Here is an 18,819-nt window from a genome sequence, read left to right on the forward strand (position 1 = left end):
TGCGGCTCCCGGGTCGGCGATGACCCGCGAGGAGTTCAGCGCCCACTGCGCCGCGATCCTGAAGAACCTGTGCAGCGTGATCGACGGCAAGGACGCCGAGGTCTCGATGGCCCTGACCGTGTTCCTGGCGGGCGGCCACCTGCTGATGGAGGACGTCCCCGGCACCGGCAAGACCGTGCTGGCGAAGTCGCTGGCGGCCTCCGTCGGCGGCACCGTCTCGCGGATCCAGTTCACCCCGGACCTCCTGCCCTCCGACGTCACAGGCGTCTCGGTCTTCAACCAGGCCACCCGCGACTTCGAGTTCAAGCCGGGTCCGGTGTTCGCGAACGTGGTGATCGGCGACGAGATCAATCGCGCCTCGCCCAAGACCCAGTCGGCGCTGCTGGAGTGCATGGAGGAGCGCCAGGTCTCGGTCGACGGCGTGACGCACATCCTGCCGCGGCCGTTCGCCGTGGTGGCGACGCAGAACCCGGTCGAGATGGAGGGCACCTACAGCCTTCCCGAGGCGCAGCGCGACCGCTTCATGGCGCGGCTCTCGCTCGGCTACCCCGACGAGCGCGCCGAGCTCGAGATGATCCGCACCCGCGACGCCGCGAGCCCGCTGGAGGAGCTGCGCCAGGTGGTCGGCCACGACCAGCTCGCTCGGATGATGGACTACGTCCAGTCGATCTACGTCGCCCCGCCGGTGCAGGAGTACGTGGTGGCGATCATGCAGGCGACCCGCATCGATCCCGAGCTGCGCCTCGGCGGCAGCCCGCGCGCGACCCTGCAGCTGATCGCCGCGGCGAAGGCGCTCGCCGCGATCAACGACCGCGACTTCGTCGTCCCGGACGACATCGACGTGCTCGCGGTGCCGGTGCTCGGCCACCGCCTGCTGCCGGCGACCCGGCTCCCCGGCCGCTCCGGCACCGGCGCCTCGCACTCCGTCACCGAGATCGTCCAGCGCATCGTCGCCGCCACCCCCGTCCCGTTCAGCGGCCGTGCCGACTGAGCCGCGCGGTCCCCGCGCCGGCGCACCCCGGTCCCGTGAGCCCCAGCGGCGCGGTGCGGAGCGGCCGGCTCGGCGCATCGGCGCGCTCCCGGCCGTCCGGGGGGTCGCGCTCACCCTGCGCGGCTGGGCACTGGTCGTGCTCGGCGCGCTCGGGATCGTCGTCGCGCCGGTCATCGAGTTCCGCGAGCTGCTCTTCGTGGGGATCGTCCTCCTCGGCCTGCCCGTCGCCGCCGTCCTCGCGCTGCTCGCCGTGACGCCCGTGCTGCAGGTGCAGCGGCGCTTCGCCCCGCAGGTCGTCGCGGTCGGCGACGTGGTCGACGTCGACGTCGTCCTCGACAACCGCGGCGCGGCGCTGCGGGCCGGTGCCCGGGCGGAGGATCGGCTCGACCGCGTCGAGCGCGGTCTCGTCTCCGGGCGCACCGTCGCCCGCGGCGCCTTCACCCTGCCGGCGGTCGCGCAGCGGGGGAGCGGCTCGAGCCGGGTCCGCGCCCGCTACCGCCTCCCCGCGGGGCGGCGCGGCATCCACCGCATCGGCCCGCTGCGGCTCCTCCGCGGCGACCTCTTCGGCCTGGCCGTGCGCGAGACGATCGCCGGCGCGGCGCAGCCCTTCGTGGTCACTCCGCGGGCCGTCCCGCTGCAGAGCGACGTGCTCGACGCCCACGGCGCCGGCGGCTCCAGCCCGGTCGCCCACGCGACCGCCGGGGCCGGGACCGACGACGTGATCCCGCGCGACTACCGGCCCGGCGACGCCATGCGCCGCGTGCACTGGCGGGCCAGCGCCCGCTCGGGCGAGCTCAAGGTCCGCCAGGACGAGCAGAACACCGACCCGCACGCCTGGATCCTGCTGGAGACGCGGGCCGCGCGCATCCTCGACGAGCGCGGCGGCGACGACCGCCTGGAGTGGGCGGTCTCGATGACCGCCTCGCTCGCGGTGCACCTGCTCGAGCGCGGCTTCGAGACGCACCTGATCGAGACCGGCGCGCCCGACCAGCCCGTCCGCTCCGAGGACGAGCGCGAGGCCGCGCACGACGTGCTGCTGCGCCTGGCCGAGCTCGCCGCCGCCGCCGAGTCGGTCGAGGCGGTCGGCCGCATCGCCGCCGAGATGCGCGATGCGGGCGGCAGCCGCCCGGTCTTCGCCGTCCTCTCCCGACTGCACGAGGAGGACCTCGCCGCTCTCGCCTCCCTCGCCGCCCACGCGCGCCCGGCCGTCGCCTTCCTCGTCGGCGGCACGCCCGAGGAGGAGGCCGCGCTGGCCTCCCTGGGCTGGTACCCCGTCCCGGTCACTCCGCGCACCGCCGTCGAGGAGGCGTGGGCGCAGGCCCTCGCGCTCCGGGTGGTCGCGTGAGCCGCCGCGGGCGCGACGCCCGCTCGGGCTCGGTCCTGCTCTCCGTCCTGCTCTGGCTCTCGCTCGTCACCGCGTCCTCCGGCATCGGCCGTCTGCTCGAGGGGATCGGCTGGCTCGTCCAGCTGGCCGTCGCGGTCGGCGTCGTCCTCGCCGTCCCGGCCGCCGCGCGCGCCGTCCGCGCTCACCCGGTCGTCCCGCCGATCCTCGGCACCCTGGCCGCCGTCGGCGTGCTCACCGCGATGTTCGTGCCCGGGCGGGCGCTGCTGTTCCTCGTCCCGACGCCGGGAGCGATCGCCGACGCGCAGACACTCGCCCAGGCCGGCTTCACCTCGATCGCCGAGCAGGGCCTGCCGGCGGTCGCCGACAACGGCATCGCCTTCCTCCTCGTCGGCGGTGTCGTCGTGCTGGCCTGGGCCGCCGACCTCTTCGCCTTCTCGGTGCGGCTGCCCGCGCTCGCCGGTCTCTTCCCCGCCACCCTGCTGGCGGTGCCGGCGATCATCGACCCGGCCGACGTCTCCTGGCCGAGCCTGCTGCTCACGGCGCTGGTCTACCTCGGGATCCTCGCGGTCAGCGCGCGTCCCGAGCGCCGTGCGCCGCGCGGGGGCTCGCTCGGCGCCGCCGTGCCGTCGATCGCGATGGCCGGGGTCGTCGTGATCGCCGCGGGGCTCGTCGCCGGCTCCGCGGGCGGCTTCACCCGCGTCTCCACTCCGTCCGGGGTCTCGGGCACGCTCTTCAACGGCTCGATCGACCCGGTCGTCGCCCTCGGCGCCGACCTCCGCCGGCCCAACCCGGTGACGGTGCTGCGCTACTCGACCGACTCCGACCTCCCGGTCTACCTCCGCGTGCTCACCGTCTCGGACTTCGAGGGCGAGGACTGGGCGCCGAGCGACACCGAGGAGACCGCGGACATCGCCGCTCCGATCGCTCCCGCCGGTCTCGGCGAGACCGTTCCGCGCGAGACCGAGGAGGTCGACGTCTCGGTCGAGACCCTCCGCAGCCGCTGGCTGCCGGTTCCCTACCCGGTCTCCGAGCTCAGCGGGGTCGGCGACGGCTGGCTGCAGGACGTGCAGGACGGCTCGATCCGCGGCGACGCCACCACCCGCGCGGGCGACGAGTACCAGGTGCAGGCGCTGCGCCTCGAGCCCGATCCGCAGCAGCTCCTCGACGCTCCGGTGCCCACCGGCTTCGAGCGCTACCTCTCGCTCCCGGAGGACGTGCCGGAGATCGTCCGCAGCACGGCGACGGAGGTCACCGCGGACGAGGTCACCGCCTACGACCGGGCCCGCGCGCTGCAGACCTTCTTCCGCTCGTCCGAGTTCCGCTACTCCGAGGACACCCCCGCCGAGGAGGGCTACGACGGCGACGGCGTCGGCGTGCTCGCCTCCTTCCTCGAGGTCCGCGAGGGCTACTGCGTGCACTTCGCCTCGGCGATGGCCGTGATGGCGCGGGAGCTCGGCATCCCCTCCCGGCTCGCCATCGGCTACCAGCCCGGCTCGGTCGTGCCCTCGGCGGGCACCGAGCTGACCAGCTACCGCGTGCAGTCGTCCGACCTGCACGCCTGGCCGGAGCTGTACTTCGAGGGCGTCGGCTGGCTGCCGTTCGAGCCGACGCCGAGCCGCGGCGCCCCGGCCTCGTACACGCTGCCGAGCGCGACGACCTCCGCCCCGTCGACGACCCCCGGAGCCGCCGCGAGTGCCGCGCCCGGCGCGGAGCCCGGCGAGACGGCGACGCCGACGCCCACGGCGTCGACCGCGACGGCGACGCCCGGGGCCCTCGGCGGCTCCACGACGTCCACCGCCCCGGTCGTCACGCTCTGGTCGCTGCTGGTCCTGCTGCTGCTCGTGCCGTGGCTCCTGCGCGTCGTCCAGCGCGCCGTGCGCCGGCGCCGGGCGGCCGACGGCTCGCTCGAGCCGGCCTGGGCCGAGCTGGTGGCGAGCGCGCGCGACCTCGGTGTCCCGGTCGAGGACGGCGAGTCGCCGCGAGCCCAGGAGGCTCTGATCGCCGATGCCCTTGACGAGGACGAGGGCGCCCGCTCGGCGCTGCGGGAGCTCCGGCAGGGGGTCGAGCGCGTCCGCTACGCGCCGGTGCTCGCGGAGCAGTCCGCGGGCTGGCGCGCGGCGACGACGGTGGTCGCCGGACTGCGCTCCTCCGTCGGCACCGGCCGCCGCCTGAGCGCCGCTGTCGCGCCGCGATCGGTCCTCCCGGGCCTCGCGCGGACCCGGCGTCCGAGGTCCGACCTATGATCGTCGGGTGATCCCGGACCCCCTCGACGCCTCGCTCGCGCCGCTGATCGGCCCGCGCACGGCCAAGCCGATCGAGAAGGCGTTCGGCTACCGCACGGTCGGCGAGCTCCTCGGCCACTACCCGCGCCGCTACGCCAAGCGCGGCGAGCTGACCGACGTGTCGCGGCTGCCGGTGGGCGAGAACGTGACGATCGTCGCCGAGGTCCGCGAGGTGCGCTCGCGCGAGATGAAGAACCGTCGCGGGGGACTGCTCGAGGTGATCATCTCGGACGGCACCGGCATCCTCTCGCTGACGTTCTTCGGCCAGCCCTGGCGCGCCGCGCAGCTGCGCCGCGGCGTGCGCGGCATCTTCGCCGGGACCGTCTCGATGTTCCGCGACACCAAGCAGCTGACGCATCCGGACTACCGCCTCTTCGAGGACGAGGAGGTCACGGCGCACGGCCCGATCGCGAAGTCGGCGCTCACGAAGGACTGGACCGAGCGGCCGATCCCGATCTACCCCGCGACCAGCACGATCGCGAGCTGGCAGCTGCAGGCGGCGATCGACGTGGTGCTCGACGACCTGAAGTACGTGCAGGACCCGATCCCCGCCGAGGTGCGCGCGAACCGCAAGCTGCTCGACCTCGGCGCCGCGCTCGAGCTGATCCACCGGCCGCAGCGCGAGGGCGAGGAGATCCCGGCGCGGGACACCCTGCGCTTCCACGAGGCGTTCCTGCTGCAGCTGGCCCTGCTCGAGCGGCGAGCGGCGGCCCGCTCGACACCGGGGACCAGGCGGGTCGCCGAGCCCGGCGGTCTGCTCGAGCGCTTCGACGCCGCGCTGCCGTTCACGCTGACCGACGACCAGAGGACGGTCGGCCGGGAGATCGCCGGCGACCTCGCGGCCGAGTCGCCGATGTCGCGGCTCGTGCAGGGCGAGGTCGGCTCGGGCAAGACCCTGGTCGCGCTGCGGGCCATGCTCGCGACGGCCGAGAGCGGCGGGCAGTCCGCGCTGCTCGCGCCCACCGAGGTGCTCGCCGGCCAGCACCTGCGCTCGATCGTGCGCACCCTCGGGCCCGAGCTGGCGTCGGAGCTCTCGCCGACCCTCCTGACCGGCGGCCTCGGCGCCGCGGCCCGGCGCGCGGCCCTGCTGCGGATCGTCTCGGGCACCGCGAAGATCGTGGTCGGCACGCACGCCCTGCTCGGTGACAAGGTCTCGTTCTACGACCTCGGTCTGGTGGTGATCGACGAGCAGCACCGCTTCGGCGTCGACCAGCGCGACGCGCTCCGGCGGAAGGGGGCGCAGCCGCCGCACGTGCTCGTGCTGACCGCGACGCCCATCCCGCGGACGGTCGCGATGACCGTCTTCGGCGACCTGGACGTCTCGACGATCCGCGAGCTGCCGGCCGGCCGGCCGGGCATCACCAGCCACGTGGTGCCGCTGGCCGATCACCCCGCCTGGATCGCCCGGGCCTGGGAGCGGGCCGAGGAGGAGATCCGCAAGGGCCACCAGGTCTACCTCGTCTGCCCGGCGATCGAGCCGGGGGAGGCGGCGGAGGGTCCGCTCGCCGGCGAGGACGAGCCCGCGGCCACCCCGCTGTCGACGGTGTCGGAGACGATCGAGGGCGTCCGCGGGCACGCCCTGCTCGGGAAGCGGCGCTCGGCAGCCCTGCACGGCCGGATGACGGCGGAGGAGAAGGACGCCGTCATGCGGGCCTTCGCGGCCGGCGAGATCGACGTCCTCGTCTCGACGACTGTCATCGAGGTCGGCGTCGACGTGCCGAACGCGTCGATGATGATCGTCCTGGACGCGGAGCGGTTCGGCGTCTCGCAGCTCCACCAGCTCCGCGGCCGGATCGGGCGCGGCGGGGTGCCCGGCGTCTGCCTCTTCGTCACCGCGGCCGAGGCCGGCACGACCGCGCGCGAGCGGGTCGAGACCGTCGCGGCGACCCTCGACGGCTTCGAGCTGGCCGAGGCCGACCTCGAGCTGCGCCGCGAGGGCGACGTGCTGGGCGATTCGCAGTCGGGTGGGCGCTCCTCCCTCCGCCTGCTGCGCGTGGTGCAGGACTCCTGGATGATCCTCGAGGCGCGGGTGCTGGCCGAGCGGCTGCTCGAGACCGACCCGGTGCTCGCCACGCACGACCGCCTGCGCGCCGCCCTCGAGCGGCGCGTGCAGGAGCGCGACCGCGAGTTCCTCGGCAAGAGCTGACCCCCGACGGGGTGGTCGGGTCCGGGTAGGCCCGCCGGGGCGCCCGATACGCTGGAGGCATGGCCCGCATCGCCGTCGTCCCCGGCTCGTTCGACCCCGTCACCCTCGGGCATCTCGACGTCATCGAGCGCGCCGCGCGCCTCGTCGACGAGCTGCACGTCGTCGTCGTGCACAACCCGTCCAAGACCGCGCTGCTGCCGATCGCGCAGCGCGTCGCGCTGATCGAGCAGTCGATCGCCGAGGCCGGCATCGAGGGGTCGATCGTCGTCGCCTCCTGGAGCATGGGACTGCTCGTCGACTACTGCACCGACGTCGGCGCGAGCATCCTGGTGAAGGGCATCCGCTCGCAGGTCGACGTGGCCTACGAGACGCCGATGGCGATCGTGAACCGCAACCTCGCGCACGTCGAGACCGTCTTCCTGCTGCCGGACCCCGCGCACGCCCACGTCTCCTCCTCGCTGGTGCGCCAGGTGTCGGGGCTGGGCGGCGACGTCTCGCCCTACGTGCCGCCGGCCGTCGCGGCGTACCTCGCCTCCTGACCGTCCGCTCGCACGTTCCGGGCCCGGGCCGCAAGCGCCCCGGGGGCGTGCGCTCCGCGTCTCCGGCGCCTGGGACAATGGCGGGATGAGTGCGATGCGCGTGGCGGCCTGGGTCCTCGAGGGGATCCCCGAGGTGGTCCCGGGGGACGACCTGCTCGAGCTGATCCTCGCGGCGGTCGCGGCCGCTCCCGAACCCGACCGTCCGGTCGACGGCGACGTCCTCGTGGTGACCAGCAAGGTGGTCTCGAAGGCCGAGGGCAGGGTCGTCGCGGCCGACGACCGCGAGGACGCCATCACCGCCGAGACCGTCCGTGTCGTCGCCACCCGCGCGCACGCGCACGGGGTCACCCGGATCGTGGAGAACCGCCTCGGCATCGTCCAGGCGGCGGCGGGGGTCGACTCCAGCAACGTCGCCGAGGGCACCGTCCTGCTGCTGCCCGAGGATCCGGACGCCTCGGCCCGCGCGCTCTGCGCCGGTCTGCGCGAGCGGCTCGGCGCCCGGGTCGGCGTCGTCGTGAGCGACACGCTCGGCCGTGCCTGGCGGGTCGGCCAGACCGACGCGGCGATCGGCGCGGCCGGACTGCTGGTGATCGACGATCTGCGCGGCGCCGTCGACGCGCTCGGCCGGACGCTCGCGGTGACCATGCCCGCGGTCGCCGACGAGATCGCCGCGCTCGGCGACCTCGTGAAGGGCAAGGCGACCGGGCACCCCGTCGCCGTCGTCCGCGGCCTCGACCGCTTCGTCAGCGGCCTCGACGCACCGGGCGCCCGCACGCTGACCCGCACCGGGCCGGACGACATGTTCCGCGTCGGCGCCGACGAGGCGCACGCGGAGGGCTACGCCGAGGGCCACGCGGCCGGGCTCGCGGCAGCGGCCGGGCGGGTCGCGTCGTGAGCGGCGCCTGGACCGCCGTCGTCGTCTACCGGGGCCGCGGCACCTCCAAGACCCGCCTCGAGCTCGTCGCGCGCTCCGCCCTCGCCGAGGCGTTCCTCCTCGACACCCTGGCCGCGGTCGGCGCGGCGGAGTCCGTGGGCGCCGTCGTCCTCGTCACCTCGGACATGTCCGCGGTGGAGCGGGCCGCGCTCGAGCACCCCGGCCTGCACGTCGTCGGCGATCCCGGGCAGCTCAATCCCGCCGTCGCCGCGGGCATCGCGGCGGCGCAGGACCACCGCCCCGGTTCGCCCGTGATCGCGCTGACCGCCGACCTGCCAGCGCTCACCGCCGCGGATCTCGACGCCGCGCTCGCCGCCGCCGGCGACACCCCGGCGATGGTCGGCGACCGCGCCGGCAGCGGCACGACCGCGCTGCTCCTGCCCGGCGGGACCGGCCCGGAGCCGGCCTTCGGCCTCGACTCGCGCGAGAAGCACGTCGCTGCCGGCTACCGCGTGCTCGACCTGCCCGAGTCCTCGACGCTGCGGCTGGACGTCGACACCGTCGACGACCTGCGCCATGCGGAGTCGGTCGGTGTGGGCGCCTGGACGGCGCGCGAGCTCGCCGACGCGGCCTGAGCGCCCGGAACACGTCAGTCGGCGAGCAGCCCCTGCTCGAACGCCGCCGTCAGCGCGCGGTCCACGGCGAGCGGCTGTCCGTCCACCGTGCGGATCGGTACAGCGCGCCGGGTGCTCGACACCAGCCAGGCCGCGTCGGCGCCGGCCAGCGCCGCGACCGGCAGGTCCCGCCGCGCGGAGGAGAGGCCGCGCCCCTCGCCGATCGCCAGCACTCTCGCCACCGTCGTCCCGTCGAGGATCCCCGCGCCGGCGGCGGGCGTCACGAGCACCCCGTCCGCGAGCAGGACGAGACTCGAGGTCGCGCCCTCGAGCAGGAGGCCGTCGCTCGTGCGCCAGACCACGTCGTCCGCGCCCCGCCGCTTCGCCTCGCGCAGCGCGGCGCGGGTGACGGCGCCGGAGGTCGTCTTGACGCCGCCGAGCAGCCAGGGGGCCTCCTCCTGCACCCCGTGCGGGTAGCCGCGGTCGAGCACGGCGACGGCGACGCCCCCGTCACGCAGCTCCGAGGAGTCGGCGGTCGGCTCCGCGCGGACCGTCGCCCGCGCCGTCGTGGCGTCCCGGTAGCCCGCGACCAGCCGGATGCTGAGGTCCTCGACCGCGTCGTGCTCGCCGACCGCGAGGGCGATCGCCGCGGACCACGCCTCGGCGGACGGGATCCCGAGCCCGACGGCCGCGGCGGAGGCCGCGAGGCGCGCCAGGTGCTCGTCCTGCCCGCGGGCTCGGCCGCAAATCACGGCCAGCGTCTCGAAGACGCCGTCGCCGCGCAGATAGCCCGGCTCGTCGACGCGGACGAGGCCGGCCCCGGGATCGCGGAGCAGGGGAGTGCCGGAGTCGTCGATCTCGACGAGGACGGGGGAGGTCATGCCCCCATCCTGGACCGCTCGGCGGCTCGGCGTGCGGCTCAGCGGGCGGTGAGACCGCGCGCCACGTCCTCGGCCGTGAGCAGCTCGCGCGGCGGCTCCGCCCGCGCTCCGGCCGCGCCGAGGACGTCGACGGCGGCGAGGGCGTCGAGGTCGAGACCCGTCGGCCCGGCCAGGCTCGACACCGGGACCTGGAAAGTCCGGTAGGCGCCGAGCGGGGCGAGGCCCTCGCGGTCCTCCCCGTAGACGATCCGCCGCACCAGCGCGGTCTGGTCGAGCAGGTACGCGCTCGCCGCGAGGGTCGTGCCGTCGGGGCTCCAGGCCGCGATCTTCCAGAAGCGCAGCGGGACGCCGATGCCGCGGTAGACCGGGTCGCCCTCGGCCAGCACCGGGCCGGTGAAGACGTCGATCCGGGCGCGGTTCGCCTGCGCGTACTCGAGGACGAGGTCCTCGAGGCCGAGCCACAGCTCCTTGGACTGGTTGAAGCCGCTCGCCTGCGGCGCCGCGTTCGTGTAGCAGAAGCTGTCCACGTTGCCGGCGCGCGCCTCGGCCGGCTCGCCCCAGACGGGGTCGCGGCGGCGGACGAGGTGGCCGCGGTCGAAGTCGTTCCGCGCGTACACCTCCGGCCCGGTCTGCTCGCTCGCGGGCACGCGCTCGTCGAGGTGCCAGTCGTCGCCGCGGCCGAGGTCGAGCAGCCGCGCGCCGTCGATGTTCACCGCGGTCGAGAGCGCGAGCCGGCGCTCCGGGTCGAGGAGCACCTCGAAGTGCGTGTACGGCAGCTGCCGCACCACGCGGTCGCCGGACGGACGGGGCGCCGCCAGCGGGGCGCCGAGGAAGCCGGGATCGAAGCCGCTCACTGGTCGACCTCCGCCGTCGGGGTGACGGTGGGCGTCGCGGTCGGCAGCGGAGTCGGAGTCGCGGTCGGCTCCGCGGTGGGCTCGGCCGTCGCGGTCGGAGCCGTGGTCGCCGTCGGAGCGGGCGCCTGGGTCGCGGGAGCGGGCACCAGGGCGCCGTTGCTCACCAGCAGCGTGATGCTGGAGTAGCGGGCGATCGTCGTCCCTGCGCCCGGGTCGGTGCCGGCGACGGTCCCGGCGGGCGTCGCGGCGTCGACGGTGGCGCCCTCCTCGACGTCGAAGCCGAGGTCCTCGAGCACCTCCGTCGCGTCGTCGACGGACTGCCCGGCGACGTTCGGCACGGCGATCTGCCGGCCGTTCAGCAGCGCGCTGCTCGGCTCGGCGAAGTCGTCTCCGCCGTACTTCTCGTCGGCGGCCGTCATCACCCTGTTCCAGATGTAGTGGCGGATGTTCGATGCGTAGGGCCGCGACTCCAGGTCCGAGTTCGGGAAGCGCACCTCGCGCATCGAGACGTGGCCGTCGATGTTGCCGACCCAGACAACGGTCGCGACGCGAGAGCTCGCGCCGTCGATCCAGGTGGATTCGGCGTTGTCGGTGGTTCCGGTCTTGCCGATGTGCTCGATCCCGTCATCGGGATCCGACTGGGCGGCCGTACCGGACGTGACGACGCGCTGGAGCGCGTAGTTCGCCACGGCGGTCAGCTCGGGCGAGAGTGCCTGGTTGCAGGTCGACGTCGGCGGCTGCACGCCGACTCCGGTCGCATCCGTGATGGAGTCGATCGCGATGGCCGAGCAGGCGGAGCCGTTGTTCGCGAATCCGGCGAAGGCGGTGACCATCGAGATCGGCGAGATCAGGGTGTCGGAGCCGAGGATCGAGGACGGCTTGTAGTCGATCACGCCACCGTCCGCGGCCTTCACTCCGAAGGCGACCGCCTGGTCGCGGATCGCGCAGAGATCGAGCTGCTGCGCCATGGAGACGAAGACGGTGTTGATCGAGCGCATCGTGCCCTCGAGGACGCTGTAGGTGCCGTTCTCGTTGTCGTCGTTGCCGACCGCGGGATAGGAGAGGTCCTCGCCGCCGTTCGGGTCGCAGCTCGCCGTGAAACCGGAGAAGCCGCGCTCGCGGCCGTTCACCGTCTCATAGAGCGTGTGCCCGTTGGCGAGCCACTGCGCGAGGGTGAAGACCTTGTAGGTCGACCCCACCTGGAAGCCGGCGGAACCGCCGTAGGCCGTATCGGTGTTGAAGTTGATCGCCGAGAAGTTCGCTCCGTTCACGGAGCCGGCGGCGTCGTAGTCCTTGTTCTGCACCATCGCCAGGACGCGGCCCGTGCCCACCTCCATCGAGACGGTCGAGCTGCCGATGTTGACGTCGTTCGTGGGCACCTTCGGCACCGCGGCGTTCGTCGCCGCCGTCGCGACGTCCTGGAGCTCGCGGTCGAGCGTCGTGTAGATCTTGTAGCCGCCGCGCTGGAAGTTGGCGAAGCGGGTGTTCTCGTCGTCGCCGAAGGCGGGGTCGTTCTGGATCACCCGGGTCACGTAGTCGCAGAAGAAGGCGGCGTTGCCGGCCTGCTGGCAGCCCGTGGGCGTCTCCTTGATCGCCGGGACGACCTCCTCGGCCACCGCCGCGTCGTGGTCGGCCTGGGAGATCTTCCCCTCCTCGAGCATCCGGTCCAGGACGTAGTCGCGCCGGACCTTGTTCTCGGGGATGTTCTCCGGCTGGTCGATCCGGAGGCCGTTGGGGTTGTTCACCGTCGCGATCAGGCTCGCGGCCTGGGCGAGCGTGAGCGTCGCCGCGGTGCTGGAGAAGTAGTACTCGGCCGCGGCCTGGATCCCGTAGACCTGCCCGCCGAAGCCGGCGATGTTGAGGTAGCCGAGCAGGATGTCGTCCTTGCTGTACTTCTTCTCGAGGTCGACGGCGAGCTTCATCTCCTTGAGCTTGCGCGCCGGCGTGGTGGCCGTGGCCTCGTCGTAGGCGGCCTGCGAGGCGGCGGCGTCGGTGTCGCTGAGCGCCTCGGCCTTCTGCACGAGGACGTTCTTGACGTACTGCTGCGTGATCGAGGACCCGCCCTGCAGATCGCCGCCGACCACGTTGCTCAGCACCGCGCGGATCGTGCCCTGCAGGTCCACGCCGCCGTGCTCGTAGAAGCGCGGATCCTCGGTCGAGACGGCCGCGTCCTTCACGAACTGGCTGACCTGGTCGAAGGCCACCTCCTCGCGGTTCTGCGCGTAGAAGGAGGCGAGGAGACCGTCGGTCCCGTCGGCGTTCTTCGCGTAGATCTCGGTCTTCTGCGCCAGCTGGCCCAGCTCGAGGTACTCGGGCACGGTCTCGAAGAGGCCGATCGGGTTGTTGGCGGCGAGCCCGGTGACGGCGAGGGCGGGAGTGACGCCGACGGTGATCAGCAGCCCTCCGGCCAGGCTCGCTCCGACGACACCGAGGACGCGGGCGAGCACGCCGCTGCGGGCGGTTCCTTGCGCAGACATGGCTACGAGAGTAGGCGACGAGTCTGTACCGGCGGTGCCGCGCTGCGCCGCGTCGGCTCGGAGTACGGTGAGCGGATGAGCCGGCAGCAGCGATGAGCACCTCCGCAGGCACCGCGACGAGCCGCCCGCGCGCGGTCCTCGTGGTCGCGATCCTCGCCTCCTTCGTGGCGTTCCTCGACGGCACCGTCGTCAACGTGGCACTGCCCGCGATCACCCGCGAGCTCGGCGGCGGGCTCGCCGTGCAGCAGTGGGTGGTGGACGGCTACCTGATCACCCTCGGCGCGCTGATCCTGGTCGCCGGCTCGCTGGCCGACCGGATCGGGCGCGCCCGCAGCATGACGATCGGCCTGATCGGCTTCGGCGTCACCTCGCTGCTCTGCGCGCTCGCTCCGACGGCGGAGGTGCTGATCGTCGCGCGGATGCTCCAGGGCGCCGCCGGGGCGATCCTCGTGCCCAGCTCGCTCGCGCTGATCATCGCGACCGTCCACGGCGCCGCGCAGGCGAAGACCATCGGCGCGTGGACCGCATGGACGGGCACGGCGACGATCGCGGGCCCGGTGATCGGCGGGCTGCTCGTGGACGCCGGCTCCTGGCGCTACGTCTTCGCCCTCAACATCCTCCCGATCGCGGTGACGCTGCTGCTCCTGCGCCGGCTCGGCCACGTCGACTCCGGCACCCGCGTGCCGATCGACGGCGTCGGTGCGGTGCTCGGCGTGATCGGCCTCGGCGGGCCGGTCTTCGCGCTGATCGAGCAGGAGCGGCTCGGCTTCGGGAACCCGCTGGTGCTCGTGGCCCTGATCGGCGGTCTGGCCGCCCTGGTCGCCTTCGTGCTCTGGGAGCGGCGGACGCCGAACCCGATGCTGCCGCTCTCGCTGTTCGCCTCGCGCAACTTCACGGTCGGCAACGTCTCGACGGCGTTCGTCTACGGGGCGCTCTCGTTCGGCTTCTTCGCCCTGGGTCTCTACCTGCAGCAGGGGCTCGGCTTCTCGGCCACGCTCGCCGGCCTCGCCACGCTGCCGCCGACGATCCTGCTGCTGCTGCTCTCGCAGGTCGCCGGCTCGCTGACGGCGCGATTCGGGCCGCGGCTCTTCATGGGCGTCGGCCCACTGGTCGCCGGCGTGGGCTTCCTGCTGCTGGCCGGAGTGCGCCCGCCGGCGGACTACGCCAGCCAGCTGCTGCCGGGCATCCTGCTCTTCGGACTGGGCCTCGCGATCACCGTCGCCCCGCTGACCTCGACCATCCTCGGCGCGGTCGACAGCCGGCACAGCGGAGTCGGCTCCGCCATCAACAACGCGGTCTCGCGGATCGCCGGGCTGGTCGCGATCGCCGCCACCTCCCTGATCGTCGGCGACAGCCTGGACGCCGAGGGCTTCCGCCGCGCAGCGATCGCGACCGCCGTGCTGCTCTTCCTCGGCGGGCTGGTCTCGCTGCTCGGCATCCGCAACCCGGTGCGCGACGCCGAGCCGACGGCCGCGCGCTGACGGGTCGGCCGCCCCGGACGGCTCAGCCGTCGAGCTCGGCGACGTCGTAGCCGAAGATCGCGCCGTCGGCGTCCTCCTCCGCGATGCCGGCGTAGGCGAAGCCGAACGGGTTCTCTCCGTCGACGATCGCGTTGTAGACGCCGTCGAAGGAGAAGCGGCCGGTCACCGGGTCGACCGGGGTGAACCGGCCCGCGTCGCGGCGGAGGTCGACGCGCTCGTTCGGGTCCGAGAAGTTCACGAAGGCCTTCGAGGGCATCGGACCGCGCGAGATGGTGACGGTGCCGGTCAGCGGCGGGAACTCGACCCGGTCGCCGACGCGGGTCCCGCGGTACTGGCGGGGGGTGAAGACGATCGTCCCGGTGATCTCGGTGGTCGAGGCCGCGGCGCCGGGGGAGGCGAGTGCGGCTCCGACCACGGGAGCGGCCCAGGCGCCGGCCAGCACGGTGCGGCGGCGGAGGGCGTCGGCGGGGGTGGGGGCGTCGGTCATCGGTGTCTCCTGTCGAAGGGCGCCTCCGGAGGGGCGCCGGCTCTGGCCGGGGATCGCGCGGATGCTGCGGGGCCGTCCTCAGTCTTCGTCGTGCTCCGCGCGGACTCACCCGGGCGGTGGCGGTCGTCTGTGCCCCTTCCGAGGGTGGAAGGCGGCGTGGAAGTGTCCATCAGTCGTCGGACAGGGGTCCGTTGTCGAAAAAGGTTGTCGCTACATGGAATACTCGATCCGTCGATGCGCTTGCATACATCGGACGGGGACGAGCTTCCCGCGCGATTCACACTCTCGAGGAGAAACCATGAGCGACACCACCACCATCCCCGGATACCGCGCCGGCACCTGGGTCATCGACCCCACGCACAGCGAGGTCGGCTTCAGCGTCCGCCACCTGATGATCAGCAAGGTCAAGGGCAAGTTCGAGCGCTTCACCGCCACCTTCACCACCGGCGAGAACCCGCTGGACTCCAAGGTCGAGGCCACCGCCGAGGTCGCCTCCATCAACACCAACGAGCCCAACCGCGACGGACACCTCCGCACCGGCGACTTCTTCGAGGCCGAGAAGTACCCCTCGATCCACTTCGTGTCGACCGCGGTCCGCGCGAACGGCGACGACTTCCTCGTCGACGGCGAGCTCACCATCAAGGACGTCACCAAGCCCGTGACCTTCGAGGTCGAGTTCGGCGGCTTCGGCTCCGACCCCTACGGCAACTACAAGGCCGGTCTGACCGCCAAGGCGACCATCGACCGCACCGACTTCGGTCTCACCTACAACGCCGCCCTCGAGACCGGTGGCGTGCTCATCGGCGAGAAGGTCACCATCACGCTCGACCTCCAGGCCGCGCACCAGGCGTAGTCCGTCCCCCACGACCGAGGCCGCCCCTCCCCACCCGGGGAGCGGGCGGCCTCGGTCGTCCGCGCACCCACCTCGTGCTGATCGAGCCCATGCTGATCGAGTAGCCCGCGCAGCGGGCGTATCGAGATCCACCGTCGCCGGACGGCGGGTCTGCAGTCCCGCCCTGCTGGTGACGGCGGGTCTCGATACGCCCCTGCGGGGCTACTCGACCAGCATGGCTTCATGCCGATCGAGTAGCCCGCGGAGCGGGCGCATCGAGATCCACCATCGCCGGGAGTCGAGTCCGCAGACCGGTCCTGCTGAGTACGGCGACGAGGGGCCGGGCTAGAGGATGCCGAGCTCGGTCAGCTGCTCGGAGATGCCGGCGCCGTCCGGCGCGTAGACCCACGGGGTGCCGCTCGTCTCCGAGAGGTCGGCCGCCTTCGAGCGGCCGCCGGCGAGCACCGCCTCGCCGTTGGAGAGCTGGCGGATCGCGATCGCGGCGACCCTCTCGGGGTGCTCGTGCGCGAAGTCGGAGTAGATCTCCTCGTCGTGCTGCCCGTCGTCGCCGACCAGCAGCCAGCGCACGTCGGGGAACTCGACGGCGAGCCGGCGGAGGTTCTCCTCCTTGTGCTGCTTGCCGCTGCGGAACCAGCGGTCGTGCGTCGGCCCCCAGTCGGTCAGGAGCAGCGCCCCCGCCGGGTAGAGGTGCCGCGAGAGGAACCGCGTCAGCGCCGGCGCCACGTTCCAGGCGCCGGTGGAGAGGTAGATGACGGGCGAGCCCGGGTTCTGCCGCGAGAAGCGGTCGAGGAAGACGGCCATCCCCGGCGTGGGCATCCGCGCGTGCTCGTCGAGCACGAAGGTGTTCCAGGCGGCGACGAAGGGCCGGGGGAGCGCCGTGACCATGACCGTGTCGTCGACGTCGGACACGACGCCGATCCTCGCCTCCGGCCGCACGATGAACACGGGGGCCTCGACCGGCGCGCCGCCCTCGACCGTGAGGGTGATGCGGTGCCAGCCCGGCTCGAGCGTGATCGGGATGTCGGTGTCGATCACCCCGCCGCGGTCCGCGACCATCCGGTGGCTCTGCCCGTCCACCGAGACCGAGACGACCGCGCCGCTGATGTAGAGGCTCGTGAAGCTGCGCCAGCCGCGGACGCTCTCCACGGGCTGGACCTCCTCCGCCCCGGGCGGGGTGGGCCGGGTGTAGAGGACGCGCGCGAGCACGCGGAGCTGCTCGGTGGTGCCGTAGCCGGTGTAGGGGATGACCCGCGGCACGTAGCCCTTGCGCGTCACCCGGCGCATGCGCAGCGCGTGGATCCGGTCCTCGATGCGTGCGGCGCGGTGCAGGACCTCGGCCGCCCCGGCGCTCATCGGTTTGCTCTCAGGCGTCAGCGGCATCCGCCCAGTGTGCCAGACGGCCCCGACAGCCGGACGCCCCCGTCCGGCGGGCGCCGCGCTCCGCCGGTGGAGCGACGCCGGTCCGGCTCAGTCCTCGACGGGCTCGATCAGCTCCGGCCCGTTGCTGCCCACCGTGCCGACCGCGGCGCCGACGCGGTGCACGTCGAGCTCCTCGGCCAGCTCGGCCGCGCCGTCGGACGCCGCGCGCAGCAGCGAGCCGTCGCCCGGCGTGAGCGGGTCCAGCCAGTCCTCGATCAGCTCCGGCTGCAGCAGCACGGGCATCCGCTCGTGCACGTCGGCGACGGCGCCCGCGGACGGGCGCGTCAGGATCGTCGCCGACAGCAGCCACGGCGCACCGGGCTCCGCCGAGCGCCACCACTCGTACAGCCCGGCGAACAGCACGAGCGCGCCACCGCCCGGGGAGACGAACACGGGCGCCTTCGCGCCGTCGGCGCCGACCCGCCACTCGTACCAGCCGGAGGCCGGCACGATCGCCCGTCGCGCCGCGAAGGACTCGCGGAAGGAGGGCTTCTCGGCGACCGACTCGATCCGCGCGTTGAAGAGCGGCGCTCCGGAGGGATCCGCGGCCGAGCGCGGCACCAGGCCCCAGCGCGCTCCGGCCAGGCGGCGGCGCGGCGGCTCGCCCTCCTCCACGCCCTTCATCGACTCCGCGACGACGGCGATCCGCTGCGTCGGTGCGATGTTCCAGGACGGGCCCGGAAGATCCGCGCCGGGCTCGTCGATGTCGAAGAGCGCGACCAGGTCGGCGCTGGTCTGCGAGAGGACGAAGCGTCCGCACATGGGTCCTCCTGGGGTGCCGCTGCGCGCCCACCCTACGCGGGGCGAAGAAAGCGAGAGACATTCGGTGATTCGACGCGAACGGCACGTCCGCGTGCGTACGATTGTAGAAACCGATACCGAAGGAGCTTCGCCGTGCCGCTTGGAAACCTCGTCGATCGACCTTTCGGAGAGTCGCCTCAGGTCCGCAACGAGCCGGTCCAGGTCCGCAGCGCGGCCCGGCTGGCCTCCCTCCTCGACGCCGCCGCGGCCGTGGTCGACGAGGTCGGCTTCGACCGCCTGACCACCGCGATGGTGGCCGAGCGCGCGGGCGCCGCGATCGGCACCGTCTACCGCTACTTCCCCGACCGCATCGCCGTGCTCCAGGCCCTGCGCGAGCGCGCGCTCGAGCGCTTCCGCAAGAAGGTCATCACCGACATCCGCGAGAAGCACCCGGCGGACTGGTGGGGCGCCGTCGACTGCGCGGTCGACGCGTTCTGCGAGATGCACCGCACCGAGGCCGGCTTCCGCTCGATCCGCTTCGTCGACACGATCCACGCTCCCGAGGTCGCGGGGGAGGCGTTCGAGGCCGGCTTCTTCGCCCGCCGCTTCGCCGAGATCCTGGCCTCCGAGTACGGCCTGCCCGGGGGCGCTCAGCTGTCGTTCCGCCTCGAGGTCGTGATCGAGGTCGCGGACGCGATGCTCACCCGCGCCTTCCTCATCGACCCGGCCGGTGACCAGCGCTTCATCGACGAGGCACGGGTGCTGCTGCGCAACTACCTCTCGATGCACTACGGGCCGATCGAGGCCTGACCGCGACGGCCGCCGACGGCCTAGC

At 73.5% G+C, this 18,819-nt stretch carries 16 protein-coding genes; 10 read left to right on the plus strand and 6 right to left on the minus strand.

Features of this window, described 5'->3' with window-relative positions; genetic code table 11:
• The first annotated feature begins 19 nt into the window (after positions 1-19).
• From EDF17_RS05655 to cofC, 7 genes are all read left to right on the plus strand, one after another.
• Positions 20-991 (plus strand): MoxR family ATPase, encoded by a 972-nt coding sequence (locus EDF17_RS05655; protein ID WP_208110582.1) that lies wholly within the window; start codon positions 20-22, stop codon positions 989-991.
• Positions 981-2,336, plus strand: coding sequence for a DUF58 domain-containing protein (locus EDF17_RS05660; protein WP_123445575.1), 1,356 nt, complete (start codon positions 981-983; stop codon positions 2,334-2,336). The genes EDF17_RS05655 and EDF17_RS05660 overlap by 11 nt, the downstream gene beginning before the upstream one ends.
• Complete coding sequence (locus EDF17_RS05665) at positions 2,333-4,579, plus strand: DUF3488 and transglutaminase-like domain-containing protein (RefSeq protein ID WP_123445576.1); 2,247 nt, start codon at positions 2,333-2,335, stop codon at positions 4,577-4,579. Before EDF17_RS05660 ends, EDF17_RS05665 begins: the two co-directional genes overlap by 4 nt.
• Positions 4,580-4,586: 7 nt before the next feature.
• On the plus strand, positions 4,587-6,764 hold the full coding sequence (locus tag EDF17_RS05670; protein ID WP_243732796.1) for an ATP-dependent DNA helicase RecG: 2,178 nt from the start codon (positions 4,587-4,589) through the stop codon (positions 6,762-6,764).
• A gap of 59 nt (positions 6,765-6,823) precedes the next feature.
• Positions 6,824-7,303 carry a pantetheine-phosphate adenylyltransferase gene (gene coaD / locus EDF17_RS05675; protein ID WP_123445577.1) on the plus strand — a complete coding sequence of 160 codons (480 nt, stop codon included), beginning with the start codon at positions 6,824-6,826 and terminating at the stop codon, positions 7,301-7,303.
• A 94-nt stretch (positions 7,304-7,397) separates the two neighbouring features.
• The gene (gene cofE / locus EDF17_RS05680; protein ID WP_123445578.1) at positions 7,398-8,198 is read left to right on the plus strand and encodes a coenzyme F420-0:L-glutamate ligase; all 801 of its coding nucleotides are present in this window, start codon (positions 7,398-7,400) and stop codon (positions 8,196-8,198) included.
• On the plus strand, positions 8,195-8,812 hold the full coding sequence (gene cofC, locus EDF17_RS05685; protein WP_123445579.1) for a 2-phospho-L-lactate guanylyltransferase: 618 nt from the start codon (positions 8,195-8,197) through the stop codon (positions 8,810-8,812). Before cofE ends, cofC begins: the two co-directional genes overlap by 4 nt.
• Before the next feature lie 14 nt (positions 8,813-8,826).
• On the opposite strand, the gene EDF17_RS05690 is transcribed toward cofC, so the two are convergent.
• Genes EDF17_RS05690 through EDF17_RS05700 form a run of 3 tightly spaced genes read right to left on the minus strand, consistent with a single transcriptional unit; the run spans position 8,827 to position 13,003 of the window.
• Positions 8,827-9,672 carry an aminotransferase class IV gene (locus EDF17_RS05690; protein ID WP_123445580.1) on the minus strand — a complete coding sequence of 282 codons (846 nt, stop codon included), beginning with the start codon at positions 9,670-9,672 and terminating at the stop codon, positions 8,827-8,829.
• A gap of 38 nt (positions 9,673-9,710) precedes the next feature.
• Entirely contained in the window at positions 9,711-10,526 is an 816-nt protein-coding gene (locus EDF17_RS05695) for a DNA/RNA non-specific endonuclease (protein WP_123445581.1), read from the minus strand.
• A complete protein-coding gene (locus EDF17_RS05700; RefSeq protein ID WP_123445582.1) occupies positions 10,523-13,003 on the minus strand; it encodes a transglycosylase domain-containing protein in 2,481 nt (826 codons plus the stop codon). The genes EDF17_RS05695 and EDF17_RS05700 overlap by 4 nt, the downstream gene beginning before the upstream one ends.
• 92 nt (positions 13,004-13,095) lie before the next feature.
• Here EDF17_RS05700 and EDF17_RS05705 point away from each other — a divergent pair, with 92 nt between their 5' ends.
• A complete protein-coding gene (locus tag EDF17_RS05705) occupies positions 13,096-14,484 on the plus strand; it encodes a DHA2 family efflux MFS transporter permease subunit (protein ID WP_123445583.1) in 1,389 nt (462 codons plus the stop codon).
• A 22-nt stretch (positions 14,485-14,506) separates the two neighbouring features.
• Here EDF17_RS05705 and EDF17_RS05710 read toward each other — a convergent pair whose 3' ends face one another.
• The gene (locus EDF17_RS05710; protein ID WP_123445584.1) at positions 14,507-14,971 is read right to left on the minus strand and encodes a hypothetical protein; all 465 of its coding nucleotides are present in this window, start codon (positions 14,969-14,971) and stop codon (positions 14,507-14,509) included.
• Between the two features lie 298 nt (positions 14,972-15,269).
• Between EDF17_RS05710 and EDF17_RS05715 the strand changes: the two genes are divergently transcribed.
• Positions 15,270-15,824, plus strand: a complete 555-nt coding sequence (locus EDF17_RS05715; protein WP_123445585.1) for a YceI family protein — start codon at positions 15,270-15,272, stop codon at positions 15,822-15,824.
• A 324-nt stretch (positions 15,825-16,148) separates the two neighbouring features.
• Here the strand turns inward: EDF17_RS05715 and EDF17_RS05720 are convergent, their stop codons facing one another.
• On the minus strand, positions 16,149-17,177 hold the full coding sequence (locus tag EDF17_RS05720; RefSeq protein ID WP_243732797.1) for a phosphatase domain-containing protein: 1,029 nt from the start codon (positions 17,175-17,177) through the stop codon (positions 16,149-16,151).
• A 114-nt stretch (positions 17,178-17,291) separates the two neighbouring features.
• Entirely contained in the window at positions 17,292-18,005 is a 714-nt protein-coding gene (locus EDF17_RS05725) for an SOS response-associated peptidase (RefSeq protein WP_123445587.1), read from the minus strand.
• 132 nt (positions 18,006-18,137) lie between these two features.
• On the opposite strand from EDF17_RS05725, the gene EDF17_RS05730 reads away from it, so the two are divergent.
• On the plus strand, positions 18,138-18,794 hold the full coding sequence (locus EDF17_RS05730) for a TetR family transcriptional regulator (protein WP_123445588.1): 657 nt from the start codon (positions 18,138-18,140) through the stop codon (positions 18,792-18,794).
• The last annotated feature ends 25 nt before the right edge of the window (positions 18,795-18,819 follow it).

The organism is Rathayibacter sp. PhB1, from assembly GCF_004362935.1.
Lineage (GTDB): Bacteria > Actinomycetota > Actinomycetes > Actinomycetales > Microbacteriaceae > Rathayibacter > Rathayibacter festucae.

What these genes read in the sequence shown, in the direction of transcription:
- EDF17_RS05655 (WP_208110582.1), top strand. Translation starts at nt 20, where the DNA reads ATGACCCGCGAGGAGTTCAGCGCCCACTGCGCCGCGATCCTGAAGAAC.
- coaD (WP_123445577.1), top strand. Translation starts at nt 6,824, where the DNA reads ATGGCCCGCATCGCCGTCGTCCCCGGCTCGTTCGACCCCGTCACCCTC.
- cofE (WP_123445578.1), top strand. Translation starts at nt 7,398, where the DNA reads ATGCGCGTGGCGGCCTGGGTCCTCGAGGGGATCCCCGAGGTGGTCCCG.
- EDF17_RS05690 (WP_123445580.1), bottom strand. Translation starts at nt 9,672, where the DNA reads ATGACCTCCCCCGTCCTCGTCGAGATCGACGACTCCGGCACTCCCCTG.
- EDF17_RS05700 (WP_123445582.1), bottom strand. Translation starts at nt 13,003, where the DNA reads ATGTCTGCGCAAGGAACCGCCCGCAGCGGCGTGCTCGCCCGCGTCCTC.
- EDF17_RS05705 (WP_123445583.1), top strand. Translation starts at nt 13,096, where the DNA reads ATGAGCACCTCCGCAGGCACCGCGACGAGCCGCCCGCGCGCGGTCCTC.
- EDF17_RS05710 (WP_123445584.1), bottom strand. Translation starts at nt 14,971, where the DNA reads ATGACCGACGCCCCCACCCCCGCCGACGCCCTCCGCCGCCGCACCGTG.
- EDF17_RS05715 (WP_123445585.1), top strand. Translation starts at nt 15,270, where the DNA reads ATGAGCGACACCACCACCATCCCCGGATACCGCGCCGGCACCTGGGTC.
- EDF17_RS05720 (WP_243732797.1), bottom strand. Translation starts at nt 17,177, where the DNA reads ATGAGCGCCGGGGCGGCCGAGGTCCTGCACCGCGCCGCACGCATCGAG.
- EDF17_RS05725 (WP_123445587.1), bottom strand. Translation starts at nt 18,005, where the DNA reads ATGTGCGGACGCTTCGTCCTCTCGCAGACCAGCGCCGACCTGGTCGCG.